The sequence below is a fragment of the Puniceibacterium sediminis genome (assembly GCF_900188035.1).
In the GTDB taxonomy this organism is placed as follows: Bacteria; Pseudomonadota; Alphaproteobacteria; order Rhodobacterales; family Rhodobacteraceae; genus Puniceibacterium; species Puniceibacterium sediminis.
In genome coordinates, this window is record NZ_FZNN01000022.1 from 1 (window position 1) to 18,501 (window position 18,501).

Annotated in this window: 16 protein-coding genes and 1 tRNA gene; 10 read left to right on the forward strand and 7 right to left on the reverse strand. The window is 54.9% G+C overall.

The features are described from left to right. Positions 1–164 precede the first annotated feature (164 nt). The 10 genes from CHB75_RS18200 (at position 165) to CHB75_RS18245 (ending at position 11,818) form a co-directional block, all read left to right on the forward strand. Entirely contained in the window at positions 165–644 is a 480-nt protein-coding gene (locus CHB75_RS18200) for a hypothetical protein (RefSeq protein ID WP_089273134.1), read from the forward strand. After that, positions 645–1,250: a hypothetical protein gene (locus tag CHB75_RS18205; protein ID WP_089273136.1), complete on the forward strand. Its 606-nt coding sequence runs from the start codon at positions 645–647 to the stop codon at positions 1,248–1,250. Positions 1,251–1,412: 162 nt separating this feature from the next. Continuing rightward, positions 1,413–1,592, forward strand: a complete 180-nt coding sequence (locus CHB75_RS18210) for a hypothetical protein (protein WP_089273138.1) — start codon at positions 1,413–1,415, stop codon at positions 1,590–1,592. Further along, positions 1,589–4,042, forward strand: coding sequence for an AAA family ATPase (locus CHB75_RS18215; protein WP_089273140.1), 2,454 nt, complete (start codon positions 1,589–1,591; stop codon positions 4,040–4,042). Before CHB75_RS18210 ends, CHB75_RS18215 begins: the two co-directional genes overlap by 4 nt. Positions 4,043–4,544: 502 nt before the next feature. Further along, the gene (locus tag CHB75_RS18220) at positions 4,545–5,543 is read left to right on the forward strand and encodes an IS481 family transposase (RefSeq protein ID WP_089273142.1); all 999 of its coding nucleotides are present in this window, start codon (positions 4,545–4,547) and stop codon (positions 5,541–5,543) included. A 44-nt stretch (positions 5,544–5,587) separates the two neighbouring features. After that, a complete protein-coding gene (locus CHB75_RS21450; RefSeq protein ID WP_141135146.1) occupies positions 5,588–6,277 on the forward strand; it encodes a hypothetical protein in 690 nt (229 codons plus the stop codon). A gap of 262 nt (positions 6,278–6,539) precedes the next feature. Beyond that, a complete protein-coding gene (locus CHB75_RS18225; RefSeq protein ID WP_217898809.1) occupies positions 6,540–7,547 on the forward strand; it encodes an aminoglycoside phosphotransferase family protein in 1,008 nt (335 codons plus the stop codon). A 694-nt stretch (positions 7,548–8,241) separates the two neighbouring features. Further along, positions 8,242–8,952, forward strand: coding sequence for a phosphotransferase (locus CHB75_RS18235; RefSeq protein ID WP_089273146.1), 711 nt, complete (start codon positions 8,242–8,244; stop codon positions 8,950–8,952). A gap of 359 nt (positions 8,953–9,311) precedes the next feature. Then, positions 9,312–9,926 carry a hypothetical protein gene (locus CHB75_RS18240; protein WP_089273148.1) on the forward strand — a complete coding sequence of 205 codons (615 nt, stop codon included), beginning with the start codon at positions 9,312–9,314 and terminating at the stop codon, positions 9,924–9,926. After that, complete coding sequence (locus CHB75_RS18245; RefSeq protein WP_089273150.1) at positions 9,923–11,818, forward strand: caspase family protein; 1,896 nt, start codon at positions 9,923–9,925, stop codon at positions 11,816–11,818. Before CHB75_RS18240 ends, CHB75_RS18245 begins: the two co-directional genes overlap by 4 nt. 338 nt (positions 11,819–12,156) lie before the next feature. Here CHB75_RS18245 and CHB75_RS18250 read toward each other — a convergent pair whose 3' ends face one another. The 7 genes from CHB75_RS18250 to CHB75_RS18280 all read right to left on the reverse strand — a co-directional run bounded on the left by CHB75_RS18250 (position 12,157) and on the right by CHB75_RS18280 (position 18,377). Then, on the reverse strand, positions 12,157–13,260 hold the full coding sequence (locus CHB75_RS18250) for a hypothetical protein (RefSeq protein WP_141135147.1): 1,104 nt from the start codon (positions 13,258–13,260) through the stop codon (positions 12,157–12,159). 100 nt (positions 13,261–13,360) lie between these two features. Then, positions 13,361–13,450 (reverse strand) — tRNA-Ser (locus tag CHB75_RS18255). 556 nt (positions 13,451–14,006) lie between these two features. Then, entirely contained in the window at positions 14,007–14,918 is a 912-nt protein-coding gene (locus CHB75_RS18260) for a hypothetical protein (RefSeq protein WP_089273154.1), read from the reverse strand. Between the two features lie 54 nt (positions 14,919–14,972). After that, positions 14,973–15,323 (reverse strand): hypothetical protein, encoded by a 351-nt coding sequence (locus CHB75_RS18265; RefSeq protein WP_089273156.1) that lies wholly within the window; start codon positions 15,321–15,323, stop codon positions 14,973–14,975. Between the two features lie 26 nt (positions 15,324–15,349). Continuing rightward, a complete protein-coding gene (locus CHB75_RS18270; protein WP_089273158.1) occupies positions 15,350–15,712 on the reverse strand; it encodes a hypothetical protein in 363 nt (120 codons plus the stop codon). A gap of 60 nt (positions 15,713–15,772) precedes the next feature. After that, complete coding sequence (locus CHB75_RS18275) at positions 15,773–17,857, reverse strand: phosphatase PAP2 family protein (protein ID WP_089273160.1); 2,085 nt, start codon at positions 17,855–17,857, stop codon at positions 15,773–15,775. 16 nt (positions 17,858–17,873) lie between these two features. Continuing rightward, the gene (locus tag CHB75_RS18280) at positions 17,874–18,377 is read right to left on the reverse strand and encodes a hypothetical protein (RefSeq protein WP_089273162.1); all 504 of its coding nucleotides are present in this window, start codon (positions 18,375–18,377) and stop codon (positions 17,874–17,876) included. Positions 18,378–18,501: the final 124 nt, after the last annotated feature.

Here is an 18,501-nt window from a genome sequence, read left to right on the forward strand (position 1 = left end):
TACGAGCGCCGCGCAAACAGGCCGGACACACGTCTGCTTCTGACCAGTGCGAAATTACTTCAAATATGTCTTGCTATGCAGGAGCTATCCACACAGGCCGTTCAGTTATCCCCGTCACTCAGGTATATTGTCGACGAACCCGATCAAACGCGGAGGATTTAGTATTGAACGATCAGAAGATTGACTACTCAAAGATTGACGAGGTTACTGAAGACGGTGTTCGCCTCTTTAAGGTTTTGATGCGACTTGAATTCGCTCTGAAAGATGCCGGGTATGTCGTGGCTGGCCAACGGCAAGCTGCCGAAGTCCAGTGGGATCGCTATGCCAACGAAAAACTCGGTTCAGTTTTCTGGAATGAGATCAAGGAGGCTACAAGCGCAGCGGCCTTGATTGAAACACCACCCAAGCGGCAGGTCGTTGACCAAGGAGGCAATCTGGCTTGGGAAGAAGCTGGCGCGGTTAAGTCAGTTCAGGAACTGGTCGGAGCGCTGAGGCGCGTAAGAAACAACCTATTTCATGGAGGGAAGAGCGGCGATCCTGATGCTGAGCGGAATGCTAAGTTATATGCTGCTTCGCTCTACATCATCGATCAAATTCTGAGAGAAGATGACATAGTCCAAACAATCTTCACCGGACAATATTAGATGGTTGAAGATGGTCGAGTACGGAGCGAGTTGAATGTGAGCGGCATGGGCGCACTACATAGCCAGCTTCACGGCGGTCTCTGGCACACCACCCGGCCAGACCGGGTGCCTTCCATCGTAACCTTTGGTTCGATCATGGTCGAACCGAATATTGATGACAAGGAGCGCTGGGGGTCTCGGGATCGTCCCCCATTCGTGAGAAAGCTAGGAGGTATAAGCCTTTTCGATTTTGACGACTTCGATCCCGAGAATTATGCCGTCAGTCATCCACTCAGTTCTTGGCAATATTTCGTACCACATCGAGATGATTGGGGGGGAGCAGTCTGGCTGAATATCGACCGAGCGGCTGTGTCGAATAGCTTTATTTCTCCAGATGAAATCGTGGAGAGGTGGGACGTTACGGGAAACCGAGGCCACAATGTTATGCCGCGGATCGAAGCTGCGCATCTTGGAAATTTGCCGGTCTCGGCGATCCGCTCAGCATTCCTAACATGGGACGGCGGGCGTGAGGTTCGTGTCTTTGATATTCAGAATTTCGACGCTGGTCACTTCGAGGGTATCGTCGGCGAATGGCATATGGCGATAGGTAAAGGTCGTGAAGGATAGCTGACGTTCTTGTTTGCAGAACTTACGGTAAGCTAGTTGTGCCTGCCACGTGCGGACATGCCGCTGCCATTGCGCCATTCAGTGATTGTGAGTTTGCGGCATCGCAGCTTCCGAAAAGCTAGCGTTCAACCTATAGTTATCAGAAATACTAGGGAAGGTGGAATGATGGCATCGCTTCAAGAAGCAGTTACAACCAAGTTTCTCGAGACACTTGGGGGAGATGAGGCCTTTGATCAATCCAAGACCGTCAAACTTGAAGCGCTCCTGACTGCGGACGGGAAGATCAAAGTAGACGATCTAACGGCGATCTTCGCCCTCCCGGAAGGAGGCGAGATCCTATGATCAAAATCGTCTCTGCGCATATCGAAGAGTTTCGCGGCATTAGAAAATTGGACATCAATCTTGATCAAAAGTCTTTTGCGATTTCCGGCCCGAACGGCTCCGGAAAAAGCGGGGTCATCGATGCGATCGAATTTGCGCTCACAGGTCAGATAAGCAGATTGACCGGAACGGGAACTAAAGGGCTGTCGCTTTCTGATCATGGGCCGCATGTAGACCACATTAAGTTTCCAGACGCGGCATTTGTAGAGCTCGAGGTGAATTTTCCGACACTTGGCAAGAGCGCCAAGCTGACCCGAAAGGTTTCTGCGCCCAAAAAGCCGAAAATAGAGCCGAATGATCCGGACATTGTATCTATATTGGATGTGGTTGCTCAGCATCCCGAAATTACTTTGGCGAGACGGGAGATTTTGAAGTTCATTCTGGTCGAACCAACGAAACGCTCTGCACAAATTCAAGAGATTCTGAAAATCGATGAGCTGGGCCAAACCCGTTCGGCGCTACACACTGCATCTAGCAAACTCAACCGGGCCGCGATGGCAGCGGAAAAGGATACGCAGGGCAAGAAGAACACACTGCTGCAGCACTTGGGCATCGCGTCGCTGTCTGCAGCTGAGATGCTGGGAGCAGTGAATGCAAAGCGCGAGCTGCTTGGCCTCGCGATCCACGATGCCATGACGGCCGAGACAATCATTGACCAAGGCTTGGCAGAGCCCAATGATGAACAATCGCTCAACAAACTTGCCGCACTGATAGAATTAGACAAGCTCACCAAGATGATTACTGGGCTTGATCAGGTAACGTCGCCAGACGCAGAAGCCCTTGTTGTTCTAATCGAACAACTTGAAAATGACGCACAGCTTCTTGTTTCATTGCAGCAACGCGAGTTGGTGGAGCGCGGATTGAAGTTGGTGGATGGCCCTGCATGTCCGATGTGCGACCACGAATGGCCAGATGAAGCACACCTTCTTTCACATCTGCACGAAAAGCAGCAGAAATCGAAAGCGGCTGGGGAGCTAAAGCAGAAACTCACGGATCATGCAGCATTGCTCTCCACGAATGTGGGTAGCCTGAAGGCCTTATTGCTTGAAACACATCGCATCGCGAAGGTTGAGAACGCGGCCGACATGCTGGCTAGCGTGATCGCATGGGGTAAAGATTTGGCCGTTCTACAGGAACGGCTAAAGTCATTTTCAACGATATTGGAGCTCAAGGATCGCCTAGCATCCGGATGGTCGGCTATTCCCGAAGACTTCGAAACCAAGCTGAAAGCTTTTGTAGAGGCGATCCGTGCGAAACCCGATCAGTCAGCAACCTTGGCCGCGCAGAGTTTTTTGATCAATGCGGAACAGAGATTTAAGGACTACAAAGGGGCCCGTAAGATTGAGAAAAATGCCCAAAAGGCCCATGAGGCCGGGAAAATCGCTTATGACGCTTGGTGTGCTGCAATGGAGTCCGAACTCGATGCGCTCTATGAGGCTGTCGAGGATGACTTCAGCAATTTCTACCGCGTCTTGAATGATGGCGACGAGCAAAAATTCGTTGCCCGCTTTAAGGCCACAGAAGGACGTCTCGACTTCGACGTGAACTTTTATGAGCGGGGTCTCTTCCCACCCGGAGCCTTCCATAGCGAGGGTCATCAAGATGGGATGGGTGTGTGTCTCTACCTTGCCTTAATGAAGCGTCTCCTCGGCAACAACTTTACCGTCGCGCTGCTCGATGATGTTGTGATGTCGGTCGATGCAGACCATCGATATCAGTTCTGCAAGCTGTTGATGACAGAGTTCCGAAACACGCAGTTTGTGATTGCGACGCATGATAAAGTTTGGGCAGAGCAGATGCGATCAGCAAAGTTGGTGACGCGAAAGACGTCGATGGTATTTGACAGTTGGTCGGTCGATACTGGGCCGTTGGTGGAGTCGAACCCAGAGATTTGGGCGGAAATTGATGCAGCTTTGGCCAAGGGCAAGGTCGAAGTTGCAGCTCCGATCTTGCGTCGTCACATGGAATTTGTGTCGCGCCTGCTTGCGGATCAACTGGGAGCACAGACGGTCTTCAGAGCTGACAACAGCTACGATCTCGGAGGGCTGTTACCGAGTGCTATGTCTCGGTTGTCAAACCTTTTGGGAAAGGCAGTCGACTCGGCGCAGTCTTGGGGTAACGAGGACCAAAAAACCAAAGCATATGCTCGCAAAAAACGGCTCAAGCAAGCCAATACCCAAAAGGGCGAAGACGACTGGACGGTCAACAAAGCGGTGCATTTCAATGAATGGGCCAATTTCAGTCCGAACGACTTCAAGCCCATTGTTCAGGCGTTCAAGGATCTTCTGGCCTGCGCGCAATGCGATGACTGCGGATCATGGCTCTACATCACGCCCAAAAGCATTTCTCCAGAGGGTCTCCGGTGTTCTTGCAACCTTGTGAACTTAAACCTCAAGCAAAAACCTAAGTAACCGCACAGACCTCTAAAGATTGTTTGGCCAAACGCAGAAAACAAAGTCTGCTTTGGGGACTTTATCTTGAGTTTCTCGCACCTGCAGAGAACTTCCGTTGTCCGCCGTCATGTCCTGGGCTCGGCTCAATGCTGCGCCGGGCACGAATGTCGTAGAAGGGCTGGCTGCGGTCGCCTGCGGGCAGCACTGAGGTGGTTGTGGCGCGATGACTCCGTGCGCGCCGCCGCAAGTCGGCTGCACACGAAATCGACGCGAAATCGGAAGGCGAGCGGCGGCACTGCGGACCTTTCAGACCTTCGCTACAAGTGGGCCAAGGTCCGGTTCGGCGACCTTTCAACAAACGGTCGATTTTGGTGTGGATTACCCGATCTTCGCCCGCAGGTTAATGATGCTGAACAGGCGCGGCTACCTGTTCCATCCCGGATGATCATGCTTCCCCTCGGCGATCAGCCCTGTTCATGGCAAGATCGATACTGAGGGACGTTCGGGACGGGGTGCGACCATGTTGATCCATCTTCATAGCCAAGCGACGACGACGCCCAAGGTTCGGTCGGCCATCCAGGCCAGTGACGAACCTGCTTCGGTTCTGGCAGAGCGATACGGGACGACGGAACAGACCGTCTACAAATGGCGGCACCGCGACGGCGTCGAGGATCGCAGCCACACGCCGCACCGGCTTCAGACTACATTGACGCCCGTTCAGGAGGCCGTAGCGGTCGCCTTGCGTCGGTCTCTTCTGGTATCGCTCGATGACCTGCTGGCTGTTGTGCGCGAGTTCCTGAACCCGAATGCCTCGCGTTCTGGCCTGGACCGCTGCCTGCGTCGGCATGGCGTGGGAAGCCTGCGCGATCTGAAGGCCAAAGCACCGAGGCCGAAGCACAGCACCTTCAAAGCCTATGAGCCCGGCTACATCCACATCGATGTGAAATACCTGCCGCAAATGGCCGATGAAAGTTCCCGCCGCTATCTCTTCGTGGCAATCGACCGCGCGACCCGCTGGGTCTTCATCCGCGTCTTTCAGACCAAGACTGCGGCCAACGCCCGGCGCTTCCTGCGCGATCTGGAACGCGCTTGCCCGCTGCGCATCCGCACGGTTTTAACCGACAATGGAAAAGAGTTCACTGATCGCCTCTTCGGCCTGCGCAAGCGCGCCGCGACCGGCGGGCATGAGTTCGACACGTTGTGCGCCGCCCTCGACATCGATCATCGGTTGACCCCGCCGAAGTCGCCCCAGACCAATGGGATGGTCGAGCGGTTCAACGGACGCATCGAGGAGGTCCTGCAAAGTCACCATTTCCGATCAGGCGAAGATTTGGAGACGACGTTGCACCGGTATGTCTGGCTCTACAACCAGCAACTTCCGCAATCAGCCTTGGCCAGCAAGTCGCCCTTGCAGGCGATGAAGGACTGGCACAAACTCAAGCCAGAGCTGTTCAACAAACAGCCATACTACCTCCCGGGATGTGACAGCTACCTTCTCATAGGTAATGCGACTATTTAATGATGAAGTCCTAAAATACATAACTGCGGAATGGAGTTCATCTAATGGCAGTCAGGCGTTCTTTTGAACAGCGACATAAATATCTGTTTGGCACTAAGGGCCTTAGAGAGGATGATTATTTGTACATTTCTAAGGTACTGAATCGGTATGGAGCCGAGGTTATTTATCAAGCCGGAGAATTTGAGTTTTCGACAATAGAAGAACTTGTTGGATTTTGCAAAAAAAAGCAGTGCAATACGTTGCTTGCACTTGGCACCCTTTCAAAGGGAAAAATAAGGTTCTCTCTCATCATAGGGGGAAGCATGAGTATATGGGAAGTAGACAACCCAACTAACGCTTCGCCCGAAGAGGCTGCAATTTCAGCTCAAACATTCAATGAAATCAAGGCGAGGTTAAAGCAGCGGTATGACTTCATCCCGGGATTTCCTTGGCATGTTGCTAGAAACACATTGGTTTTGCTACCTTTGCTTTTACTGTCCAGCACAGTTCTCGTTCCATCACGAGCACCTGAAACAAATTCGATCTTTCAAATTACGCTTTCAGTAGCTTTCATCCATTACACTTGGGCATGGGTAGAGCGACGTCGGTGGAACAAAAGTATTTTTGTTCAGCGAAGTCCCTTGGCTTTAAGATTAGTCAAGATGTGGCCCGAAGCACTTTTAGTCATATTTGGAGCTGCTTTGGGACCTATCTGTAATTTTCTTCTCAAGCTAGTCGCTGAGAAAATTCTATAAGACACTTTTGCCTTATATCATATGGCTATGTTACAAAACGCTCGTTATCGACACGCCTGCAAAACATCCCATTTGACGCTGCCACAAACCCCGTTCAAAACCCAAGCAGTTGTTGAAGGTTTTTGGCTCGTTCGTGATAGCGGACATCCCAACATCACGCAGCATCGGTCAATTTGGGCTCACTGCCGACCTTCGCTGCACTTGCAAGCGAAATCAGCGTCGAACCGGAGGGCGAGCGCCGGCACTGCGGAGGGAGCTGCCGTTGCACTATTTCTACTTCTGGCTTCTTATCCTGCACGACAGGGAGTGCAGGAACATGAAACTTTGGCCAGACATCTCAATCGCGGAGGACTTCAGGCGGTGGCGGTCTGCCTCGCACCTCTGGTTGCCCGTCGTCATCGAGATTGCGCAAAGGGCAAATATAGATGCCGTCTCCCCCACTTCGTTTAAAACCGGCACCAATCTTGTTGTCGATTTGAATGGCAACGCCATCTTAAAAATTTTCCCGCCGATCTATGCCGCACAGTTCGCGGCTGAACGACTTGCGCTGCGCCAGCTCGACGGCCGTTTGTCCGTCCCTATTCCCCGAATACTGGCAGAAGGAGAGGACAGCGGATGGTCATGGCTGATCATCACCAAGCTGCCCGGCACAGTAGGGTCCGAGGTCTGGCCGGTGCTATCCGAGCAAGAACGCATCTACATTCTGGGCGACATTGGGCGCACGATTGCAGAGGTCCAGGCCGTCGATCCCGGAGAGTTGCTTGAGATGCAGCCAGCGTGGCCAGAGTTCGTCAAGCGTCAAGCCGAAGGCTGCATCGAGCGACATAGACATCAGGGATTAGAAGAAGCGCTGTTGGCCGAAATACCGGCTCTTCTGCGCGCGGCGCCCTCAGTACTGCCTGCGGAAGTGGAGCCTGTTATCTTGACCGGGGAATGGATTCCGGAAAATCTGCTTCTGACAGAAACGTCTGATGGCTGGCGGCTAGCCGCTGTCATCGACTTCGGCGACGTGATGACAGGCTGGCGCGAATACGATCTTTTGGGCCCGAGCACCTTCATGTGTGCGGGCGTCCCCGACCGCCTCCAGGCTTTCTTTAAAGGCTATGGTATGCCTGCGAAGAACTATGACGATGCAATGCGGCGACGCCTGACGACACTAATGATGCTCCACGGGGCCAGTGACCTGCGCCACATCGCGATCAGCGACTGGAAGTCCTCCGTCAGAAGGCTGGAGGATCTTGAAGACATAATCTGGCCCAAGATCCTGTAAGCACCAACCCTCACGACTGGTGGCTCTGGGCTTATTCCGTTGAAAAGCTCCGCTACGCGAAAAATAACTCGGAAATTTGGATTTTTTTCGCACCATGGGTGTTGATTGTCATTGAGAACTGACCCCACGGGGGCGGGTTGGACTGACCCAGAACAGACATGACCTCTGCCGTCATATCTGGTCGCTCTGGTCGCCTAGCTGGAGTTTTGGTGATGAGACCTGGGGCGCAACGGCCCCCTCGTTCGACAATCCTGACTTTGTGGAGGTCGTGCTCCATTCCTACCGGCATCGCTTTGGCGGTGTTTCAGGTGATCCGTCATATGACCGAATCGAGGCGCTGCTGGCCGCGCAGCCGTATATCGCCGTGCCATGCATCGTACTTCAAGGGCAGGATGATGGGGTCGATCCGCCTACAGATGAAGACTTTGACCGCAAACATTTTGCTGAGTTCTACGAGCGCAGGATCATAACTGGAGCGGGTCACAACTTGCCGCAAGAAGCACCCACAGCATTCGTCGCTGCGATGCTAACCTTGGCCGGAGCGCAGTAGGTCCAGCGGAGGCCAAAGGCAGCAAAGTCCGCTCACCGGACCCTCGTGCAGGGCGCGCCGCAAGTCCGGTCGGAGCCCACTGCGGTTATTGTCAGAATCTGCTTTGGGTTGCAAAGTTTGGCTAGGAAGAGTGAAAGGTGATGGATGGAACGACCGCCAATCGAACGCTGGGGCATAGCGGCTGAGCTCGTTCCGCTGGTTGGGGGACACCGGAACTTGGTGTTCAAGACGGCCGGTCTCGGATTCGGGCGGGAGCTCGTATTCAAGTCTACTCAGCGACCTGAAGCGGCCATGCGCTGGCTTGCGGGGGTCCAGGAGATCGCTCGGGCGACCGGCTTCGTCGTTCCCGAACAGATGGCGGGCCGTAACGGTCATTTAGTCGAGGAGGGCTGGATCTGTGAAAACTTCGTAGAAGGCGAGGCGTTCTCGCCACAAGATGTTCCGTCCGTTCTTCCACTTGTCTTGGCTTTACATGGTGCGACGGCCGGTGTGCCGCAGCGGCCAGGCTTTCTGTCCTCTCACGACCTAATCCAAGAATCTTATGGCGGGGACGTGGATCTGCGCGCAATGCCCATCGATCTCGTGTCCAGCTGCCGCGAAGCATGGCTGACTGTTTCAGAGAGGATGTATGCCGTCATCCATGGTGATCTCAACTCCGGAAACCTGATCAGATGCCCGGATGGGCGTGTCTCTCTGATCGACTGGGATGAATGCCGCCGCGACCTGGTTTTGTTTGATATCGAGCCGTTGCGAGGGGGCGATGAAGAAGAGCGCAGGGCGCGTCTTGCATGGGAAGTTGCATGTTCGTGGCTGATAGAACCAGTTCATGCCAGACAGATCGCCACCCGGCTTTGAACGACAGTCCGAAAAGTCCGCACTGCTGCCGGTCGGCCGTGCTTGAATGATGCAGCTGCAGCGAACGGCGGCTCCTGCGCGCGGCATCGCAGGATGAAACGCCGCCAGATCTCGCCAGAAGGCTGAGTTTGCACCGGCTGCTATCTGCGCGTTGCTGCCGCCGATGCAGGCTGCAGCGTCGAAAGGAGCAGCATTGCCTTGCAGAGCGTCTGCTTCAGGAAAGGTGACCTCGGAATCTCGTGCCTGCGGCAGAACGGATGCTGCACCAGGTCAAAGGTCCCGAAAGGGCAGACACCGGTAATTCGCCGCATGCGGTGAAAAACCGATAGTAGTCTTGTGTTGGGCACTTAGGAGCGTTTATGGGCAAAATACCGTTCCACTTTCCTGAAGTCGAAATCGGATTCATGGAGGGCTTCACCGAAGCAATCGGCGAAAACGCTCGTGTTTTGCGCGAACGGTACATGGCACCTGACAACGTCTTGAAGTTCAGTCATGGCCGCACTTGGGAGGCCCCGGCAAACGCCCTTGGGGACACGAAGGGGGAGATAAATGAGCACAGCACAGAGACGGAACTGAACCTGAAAGACATTGCCGCAGGTAAGGTGGAAGCGGTTTTCGTGGCGGTCTCACAGATTACAGATGATATGAATGCCCAAATGGAACGACTGCTTATTGATACGATGACTAGGTCGACAGAGCAAAGCGGGCAAGTTGTTAATGGAGCCGAAAAAACGTTCCCAGAATCGATGTACGAAATGCTGGAAATGATGGAGCTGCCTCTGGATGAGGACGGAGAACTGTCTATGCCAACTATGCTTATTCACCCGTCCCAAAGTTCGAAGCTGCAAGCTCAAATTGAAACTGCTGGTGTGGAATTTGAAAGAAAGTTCTCGGCGCTTAAGGAGAAAAAGAAATCTGATGCTCAAGAACGTGAAAGACAACGCCTTGCTCGTTTTGAAAGACGTCAGAAGTGAATTTTTCAATTTGCATTGCTATCGGGGCCGCGCACTACAAGGATAGTTCGATTTCGAGCCTTCCCGGTGCGACCGTAGACGCGAAGAATTTCTATGGCGCAGCGACTAACAAGGAATTTGGCACCTGTGATGAAACGCTTTCAAAGCTCTTACTTGATCCGACGAAAGAGGACGTCAGGGTAGCAGTAGCCGATGCAGTATCAAACCCTACTGTGACAAGCCTGACATTATTTTTCGCTGGGCACGGTGCAGAAACAAAATCGGGCTACTTCTTGACGTGTCATGATGCCGATGCCAGCCGATTGGCGCTGTCCGGCCTTTCTCTGACTGATGTCTTCCAGCTTCTGAATGAACGCTCCGGTTTGCATACTAACATCGTATTGGACGCTTGCCAGGCTGGCGGAGTTGCAATTGATTTGTCGGCTGTTACAAAAAGCTTTGAAGTCGGTGTCGCAGGTGGGTCTAGTGTATCAATCTTAGCCATGAGTTCCAGAGGCGAGGCGGCCCAAGAGGCGTTGGATGGCTCGGGAGGTTTTGGCACGCAAGCGCTGCTAAGAGTGATGAAAGGCGAGGTAGATACAGGCAAAAACGTTGCGGAACTCACATTGGCGGACATAGCACAAGCCATAGATGTTAGCGAAAACGCCCAAACTCCATCATTCTGGTCGTTTAATCTCCAAGGGACATCTGCTTTTTGCAAGAATGCGTTTGCACTGCAATTTCGCGCCGCCGAGGTCTATGAGACGCCAGAAATTTTTAGCGAAGTTCAAGTTGAACTATCTCAACCGCATCGTGAACAGCTTTGGCAGTGCTACTTAGATTTCCACAAATCCTTAGATACACGAAGAATTTACGACGTCTTGTCAACGGTTTTAAGTGATGAGGAATATGGAGATTCCGCACCTGCGATACTGTCTGGTCTCTTTGTGAGTTTTCTTTATCGGTCTCACACTTCAGATGATGCCTTTGCGCCTGTTCTGCTCACATCTGTATTTTCGATGATAGCATCTGAAAAACTGCAAAATTTGCAACTATCTACTCATTTCGTCAAAGTGCTTTCGGAAGAGCTAGAGCGCACTTTGACTGAACTAGCCGATGATCTAGATTCGGATGACTTGTTTTTGGTGCGCGGAGGCGGCGGCTACAGTGAGTTTTTTACCCTGCCGCAACGTATCTCTAGCTTAGCAGCATGGTCGCTTGTGGCTGCTCGAATTTCCGTCCTAGCCGGAGTTGATCCCACCGACTCTTCGGAGACTTCACGCCGAATACTTGCAGCGTTGTCGAGAGATTATATCGAATCGTTTAACTTGATGAGTGAAAGGCAAGCTGCTGCAATATCTGTAGTGTGTGCGCTTGGAAAAGACTTTGATGATTGCTGGGTTGAGATGTTCATAGGATGCCTCTACAATTCATACCTTGAGAACAGCGGAAAAATCGCACGCGTCGACTTACCCGCTGACAAGGCGTTTCCCTTCTTGATGCAGCGCACTTCAACTGAAAAAGCAGACTTTCAAGAGTTTTGCGAAAGACCATCTGAAGCGTTGTTTGCATTGTTTGCGGCGTTCTGGCACTTGGGGCTTCTAGAGATAGTCCGATATGATATCGCCGATTTGGACGACGCGGTATTGGGTACATTTATTCCTGAATCATATTCAGCGTTTTCGGAGAAGGTTATACGAGACGGCACCAACGTTCATTTCAAGATTGGCTTCGAAGTTTTCACGATATCAGATTTATCCGACTTCTTTGAAAACGAACTAATGCCGCGCGCAGTGGCGGCTAGCGAAGACCTAAGCGACATAGAGAAGGCGGTCGCAACTTGTGCTACACTTGTATTTCCAGACAGAGTCCCTTGGCATTTGTTTGCTCGGGTGTCCGAATCCGTCACTTAGCATCGAAACAGGAAGCACAATGACTTTAGACGTCTTGGCAACGAAATTCCTTAGCGTTTATAACTCTTTGCGCTCCTAATCTGGAAATACCTTCTACGGATGGGCCTTCTCGACGTTCTGACGTTGGCCCTGCCGTCGCCCTCACAGAGCGTCAAAGACGTTTTGACCGGGGAAGGGCTAGGCGACCTTGACCTTGCCCGTGGCGGCGCACTTGGGGGCATTTCTCGCCACCGACCGGCCTACTGTCGCGGCCCTGTGCGAACACCCAAACGAAGCTTCCCTGCGCGCCAAGAGCAACTGACGCCGGTTTGCATTCTCGGTCGCAACCATGTTGTCATTTAGTAGAAAGTGAGCAATCGCAGCACTTTGTTATCGGGCCGATATTCCAAAGCGGCCATAAGGCGAAATGGCTCTCCGTCTTCGCCCGGCACTTCAATGACTATGCTGAACTTGGTGACGTTGTGTTCTGCAAGATACGACATATTGTATATGTAGTTGGATCGCAGTTTCCCACGGATTATTTCCTGCAACTCTTGAGTCGAAACACCGCTAAGACCTGCATGGTGAAGCGAACCTGCTTTAGCCGTTTTGATATATCCAAGCTTTGCATCTTCAACCTGAACGTCGAACCCACCCAAAGTTGACGGCGAAGCGTTCACCGAATTGATTGCCATTTCTCTGTCGGCTTCAAAGCCGTCGAACACAGGGCTTTCAATCTTGTAGGACAGCAACACGCCCTCCAAGTCTGAGCGAACGCTAATACACTCATAGCCGTTTTCTTCGAAGGGCATTCCCGACATGTTCACGTTGTCCGAGTCGTCGCGGTCGTCTTCGTGTCCTTGAATGATCTTTCTGCCAGCCTTCACGCAAAGATTAACCAGCTTCATTGAAAGAAGCGTCTTGAAGAAGGAATGATAGGTCGTGTTTGCGCAACCCACATACGGTTCATAGGCTATCAGACCGTCCGCAAGCTTTTGGAACGCAGTATCCGTCAAGTTGTTGATGTAGACCACGTAGAATTGGCTGCTATGCCGGTAGTCGATGCGACGCACTGGGCAAACCGCCTCGCAGAAGGCTTCATACAGGGTCTCTTGTTGGCTGTTGCTTCCGATGTAGTCGCCAACCAAAATGCTGTTCTTCGTTCTTGGATCGAGTAGCGGAATGATGCGTTCGAACACTTGGTAGCCATACCAGCTATCTTCAATCCGCATCGTGTCGAAGATCAAAGCTATCTCAAGCTTTTCGCGGTCGGGCACTAACGCTGCTCGCAGGTCGTCGTAGTTGATGCCCTTAGACTTCAATGTTCGTGCAATTTGCGCACGCATCCCCTGTATCTCAAGCAGCATCCGATCCGGGGACAGCCCAAAGTAGTCGCGAATAACCTCTAGCATCCCGTTGCCGCGTGCGTTCAGGGTATGGATCGGTAGAATTTCTGATGCCAATTTATCACCTCTCGCCGCACATCTTACCCTGAAAATCGCATGGGTAGTTCATGGGTAGGATTGGTCGAGCGCCAATTTATCTAATGAAATCAATGGGTAATGGCGGAGATGAAGGGATTCGAACCCTCGAGACCCTTCCGGGCCTACTCCCTTAGCAGGGGAGCGCCTTCGACCACTCGGCCACATCTCCACTGACGCGTATAGCCAAGCAAACATAGGGATTACAAGGCAAAAATCCCTCTTTTTGAAATTTGCGCTCCGGGCCTCAAAACCACTCAAAACTGCACTGAGAGGCACAGAACAGCACTGGTTTTGGGCAATATTTGGTCATTTCCCCTCCGCGGGTTCGCGGCTTTGGGGGCATGGGAAAGCGCTCCGTCACCTGAGCCTCTCGAAGATATTGGGCAAAATTTCCAGTACGGCTTCCGCCTTGACGGGAGCGATCCAATCTCCTGAACAACAAGAGGTCGCAAGATGACAAGCATTGAACAAACACCCGGATCAGCAAGCGTCGAAGAGTTGAAGGCATATTGGAGAGAATACCTTTCAAGAGAACTGCATGCGAGCTCGCCTTGAAGCGAGGCGTGCGTCGCGTCGCGGGTCAATACCCATGGCTGGCGATCTGGGCGGCAGAGCGTATGGCGCCCCCCGCGCGCAAGCTGTGGGATGAACCCAAAAAATCACACCTACCCGACAACCGATCCGGGCAATTCATGATTGCACGCTCAAATGCGCCCATCGCGCCATCAGCGCTGTTTCGGTGCCGGGGCGGCAACCGGTCCGGCACCGCGAATTGACACGAACCGTTTCAAAAGGTCGAACCAGAACGGAGCGCCAAGCGTCATTGCAAGCGCGGTCAGGAAAATGCCCAGGCCTTTCAGCAGCCAGCCTTGCGGTGTGGTGGGGACGCTCTGGGATACTTCCGGGCCGGACCAGCCGAAGGGCAGGTCGGCGCGCAGAGTTTCCAGCTTGTCGAGTATCTCTTTGGGCACGGTTTCGTCCACTCGGGAGGTTTCGATGGCGGACACTACGATTTTGTCGCGCAGTGCATCGTCTTTCCACAGGACGGCGGCGATGTGCAGCGTATCGGCATTCATGGCGGTCGCGACCAGCAGGGCCACCAGGAACGACGTCAGCTGCATCCGGCGCTTGTAGACCCCGGTGGCGCGATTCATCACCTGATCGAACCAGTCCGACAAACCGCTTTGCAGGTTTTCGTAGCGCGCTTGTCCGTCGGTGGCCAAGGTGTCGATGACCGACTTGAGGATCGAGGATTGCGGAACGTGGCCAGCCAGGCCCACGATGTCCAGCGGTGCGTTCCGGGTCAACTCGGCGCCGTCGATCTTCCCGGTGCCGGACAGCGCGTGCAGCAGTGCGATGGAAAAGGTGTTTGACTCCATATAGCTTGGCGCTCTGTTTCCCTTGGTGGAATCTGGTATGCCAATGCTGTGACCCAGCGACCGGACCAGCCCCGAGGACCAGAAGGCCGCGTTCACATCGTCGACTTCGATCATGCGCGATACCTCAGAAAACAGTATCCGTGCGCGCAGGCGCAGCAGCCCGGCAATCGCTTCGTTCGCGCTGGTGCACAACAGGCTGAGCACCAGATAGATAAAGATGAGACCGATGGTGAGGTCGAGCGTCGAGGACAGGGTCATAGCAGTCTCGCTTTTGCAGAAGGGGGCGGTGCTGAGGCAGCGCAACAAAGCGGATTAGGTGTCTCGGAGCCGCATCAGTGCGGCTTCCTGCACTTGGTCGATCAGGCCGTGCACGATGGTGTCACCCAGCAGGATGTTCGGTTCGGCGGTTGTGCCCTTTTCCTGGAAGGCGACGCGCGGAATCCAAGTCTGCCCGTCGCCTTCGATACCAGTTTGCTCTTCGAGTTGAAGCATACCGAAAAAGCACAGATCGAAGAGAATGCCGGACTGTTCCTCGGTCGTGGCGTCGACGGAAAAGGTGACAAGGTCAGAGTTCCGAAGCTGGTGCGCGATGGCGGTGACATAGCGGGTCGCGAATTCGGTTGCGACGATCTTGAACCGTGGGTCATTGCGGTCGATGGGCATCGGAACCTCCTGAAGCGGGGTGCGGGTCAGACCCGGGTGATCGGCGCAAAGCCGAGGATGAAGGGCGTGGCGAAGCACCACAAAACGAGGGTGTCAAAGCTGTCCAGATCGGTGCCGGGGTTGATCGTGCCAGAGTGTCGACCGCTGACCGGGACGAGGTTGCCGGGCAGGTTCAGGAACCGTGTCCGCTGCATGTTGCTGCGAAGCACCAGATCATGACGGTCGGTGGGCGTGCCGACATTCAGGCCGAAAGCGGGCTCGGGCGAACCGTCGAAAAAGAAATCGTCGCTGGTCTGCATCACGACGTCGCCGTCTTGGCGGGTCAGTGTGTAGGTGCCGCGCAGAACGTGCGGCATACCGGGGGTGAAAGAGCCTGTGGCGATGAGCATCGCGTCCTCCTGTTCGGTGTGAAAGGCGGTCGGCCCGAGGGCTGGGCCGACCGGGGTGTATCAGTTGGGTGTGCGTCCGGGGGTGGCCGACACCGACTCCAGCGTGCCATCCGAGAGGATGCGGACGGCCGACACCATTTCGTCCTTGCCGATGCTGCCGTCGTGGATCAGGCAGGCGGGTAACGTGCGCGGGACCAGCAGCGGCACGGTCAGGGTTACCTTTTCTTCGGCATGGTACATCATCATCTGTTCGCGCAGGATGCCCAGCGTGATCGCCTCGCCCAGCAGTGCGGATTCGATGTAATCGGTGTAATAGTGCACCCCGGCGATGTTGCGCGCGTTGGAAATGTTCCACATCAGCTTGTTCAACTCGCCTTCAAGCGTCAGCCCCTGCGGCATCTTCAGGCCCAGCATGTCGATGTTCACCGAGTCCGGCGCGGCACCGCCATCGGGAACAAGCGCAATCCCATCCCGTTTAACCAGAAGGGCCGGTGAATCGGGAGCGTCTGGGTCCTGCATGTCGAAAAACGCCTTGAGCAGGGTGACGCAGGCACCCGCCACGGTTGCGTGGCCCGCGCCGTAGGACGGATGCATCGGCGAGCCTTCGGGAAAGGCCATCGGCAGCAGCCAGGAATTTTCCTTCGTCTCTTTGAGGTTGTGCGCCAGCACCGCGCTGAGGATCGGATCCAGAGCCGGCTCCGGTCCCTTCGGCTTGTCGGCTACATAGGGGTGGGTATAGGCCCGCGCGACGTCCCGAGCGATCTGCCAGCGCGCCTTGGCCTCGACCGACCCGTCGTTTTCGGCATAGGGGGCGGTGCCTTTCAGGCTCTTGTGCGGGTGGTATTCGGTGAAAACAGTGTGAAACAGCGCTGCCGCTGCTTCGGGCCGCAACCGGCGGTGGACAGAAAATTTCTGATAGCGCACCGCCTTGAGCGCGCGGCTAGACACTTCGGTCACTAGGGTCAGAAGGTGCGGCGGCCCGAATAGTGCAAAAGGTTCGCGATTGTCGCGCGACAGCGGGTTGGCCGATTTGCCGTGAAACGGCAGGCCAGGGTCAAACGGGTATTTTTCGTCAAGCAGGATCAACGCGGCGTTGAGATAGGCCTGATACAACTGGTCGTCATGCACATAGGTGGCCATGTCTCGCAGCCGGGCAATCGGGCGGCGGGCACCTTTGATGAACTCTTGGCCGCGGTCCTTGACCAGCGCGCGCTTGTTCAGACCGTTCTGTACATCGAGCCAGTCGGCCCAGGTCATCATGTAGTCCTGCCCGGGGATCGCGACGCGCACCTTCTGGTCGATCTGCTGTGCGCCATATCCGATCTGGCCGGTCGCACGCTGTCCGATCTCGCGCTCGCAACCGCCCGATCCCATCACCATGAACTGGGATAGGAACGGCGTGTCCCAGCCGTCTTCGCCCATCCCGCGGAACAGGTTCGTCGCGCTTTGCTTGTGGCCAAAGCGGCGGCGCTCGCGCTGTTCTTTGACCATCACATCCTTGTCCGTGTAGGTGCCGCCGAACCACCGCAGGGCGGACAATTCACCGGCGTATATGCTCACTGTGCGGTTGGCTTTCTTGATCAGGTCAATGGCGCCTTTGCCGACGGGCGTGCCGTTGATATTGATCAGGGTGGCGATCAGACTGTCGGGCATGAAGGCGGCCACCGGCAGGTCGCGGGCGCGGGCCATCTGATAGACCTCGGCCATTTCCGCGGCGAATTCTGCCGATCCAACCTCGGGGGCAGGGGGCATGGTCACGGCCTGGGGATCGGGGCCTTCCATCGCATAGGCATGACCGGCGGTCGGGCTTTCCCATTGACGGTAGACGTTGTGATCGGCCTTGCACTTCAGGGTGGCGAACTGTGCCGGGTCTTCGGTGAGGTAGTTGTCTTTGGCCGGCGGGGTATCGGCGAAGACACGCGGATCATGCGTCTCTGTCCCTGCCCGAAAGGTTTCGAAATGCGTCGGGTCGATCAACAGCCCGTTCGGGCCGTGTTCCAGCCCTTTCGTGAAGTTGAAAACATACGGCGTCTTGTTGTCCCGATTGGCGACGTGTTGGGGGTGTTCGGCGGCGCTCGAGAGGTCAGTCGCGCAGTTACGGCGCAGCCGCGCCTGTTCCCGGCGTGGTTTGTCCTTGAAGTCCATTTCAGTGTCTCCTGTGTCAGGGGGCGGCGGCAAAGCGCCGTTCTTCGGCATCGAAATGCCAGTTGACTGCGGCGTCGTAGGACGGCGCCGGGTCGGGAATATCGTGCAGGATCAGGCGGCCGACGGTCATGCCACTGGTGTGTGCGTGGCGACCGAAGGCCTTCAGCCCCAGACCCTGTTCGCCCTGCGTGAGGCGCGCCGCGCCGTCGGCGGGAAAGAATGTCCCCGCGACCTGCACACCGGGTGGCAGGTGCCGCACCATCAAAAACTGCGGCGCGGATGCATCCGGCTCGGCAAGCAAAGCCAGTATGGTGTTGCGTTCGGACAGATCGGCGGGGGGCTCGTCACTGTCGGGCGACTTGGCAACGCCGGTGTCCGAGATCTGCAGCAGCGCTCCCTCTGGGCCGGAGCGGGAGACGATCAGCCATTCCTGACCGGCCGCCTGTGCACTGTGCGGGGTACCGAAGGGACCAATGCGCAGGCTATTGCACATGGCGATTCGAAAGTCGTTTGGGATCATTGGACCTGTCCTTTGTTCGGGTAGTGACAGTGTCGGCACAGCGCATCAGTGGGCTGTCAGCAGGGCATCAATGCGTCGTCAAATCGGTGTCAATCCGGCGGTCGATCCTGTCATTTGGCCGCGC

What these genes read in the sequence shown, in the direction of transcription:
- CHB75_RS18280 (WP_089273162.1), bottom strand. Translation starts at nt 18,377, where the DNA reads ATGATCCCAAACGACTTTCGAATCGCCATGTGCAATAGCCTGCGCATT.
- CHB75_RS18210 (WP_089273138.1), top strand. Translation starts at nt 1,413, where the DNA reads ATGATGGCATCGCTTCAAGAAGCAGTTACAACCAAGTTTCTCGAGACA.
- CHB75_RS18270 (WP_089273158.1), bottom strand. Translation starts at nt 15,712, where the DNA reads ATGCTCATCGCCACAGGCTCTTTCACCCCCGGTATGCCGCACGTTCTG.
- CHB75_RS18265 (WP_089273156.1), bottom strand. Translation starts at nt 15,323, where the DNA reads ATGCCCATCGACCGCAATGACCCACGGTTCAAGATCGTCGCAACCGAA.
- CHB75_RS18260 (WP_089273154.1), bottom strand. Translation starts at nt 14,918, where the DNA reads ATGACCCTGTCCTCGACGCTCGACCTCACCATCGGTCTCATCTTTATC.
- CHB75_RS18215 (WP_089273140.1), top strand. Translation starts at nt 1,589, where the DNA reads ATGATCAAAATCGTCTCTGCGCATATCGAAGAGTTTCGCGGCATTAGA.
- CHB75_RS18275 (WP_089273160.1), bottom strand. Translation starts at nt 17,857, where the DNA reads ATGGACTTCAAGGACAAACCACGCCGGGAACAGGCGCGGCTGCGCCGT.
- CHB75_RS18220 (WP_089273142.1), top strand. Translation starts at nt 4,545, where the DNA reads ATGTTGATCCATCTTCATAGCCAAGCGACGACGACGCCCAAGGTTCGG.
- CHB75_RS18235 (WP_089273146.1), top strand. Translation starts at nt 8,242, where the DNA reads ATGGAACGACCGCCAATCGAACGCTGGGGCATAGCGGCTGAGCTCGTT.
- CHB75_RS18205 (WP_089273136.1), top strand. Translation starts at nt 645, where the DNA reads ATGGTTGAAGATGGTCGAGTACGGAGCGAGTTGAATGTGAGCGGCATG.
- CHB75_RS18240 (WP_089273148.1), top strand. Translation starts at nt 9,312, where the DNA reads ATGGGCAAAATACCGTTCCACTTTCCTGAAGTCGAAATCGGATTCATG.
- CHB75_RS21450 (WP_141135146.1), top strand. Translation starts at nt 5,588, where the DNA reads ATGGCAGTCAGGCGTTCTTTTGAACAGCGACATAAATATCTGTTTGGC.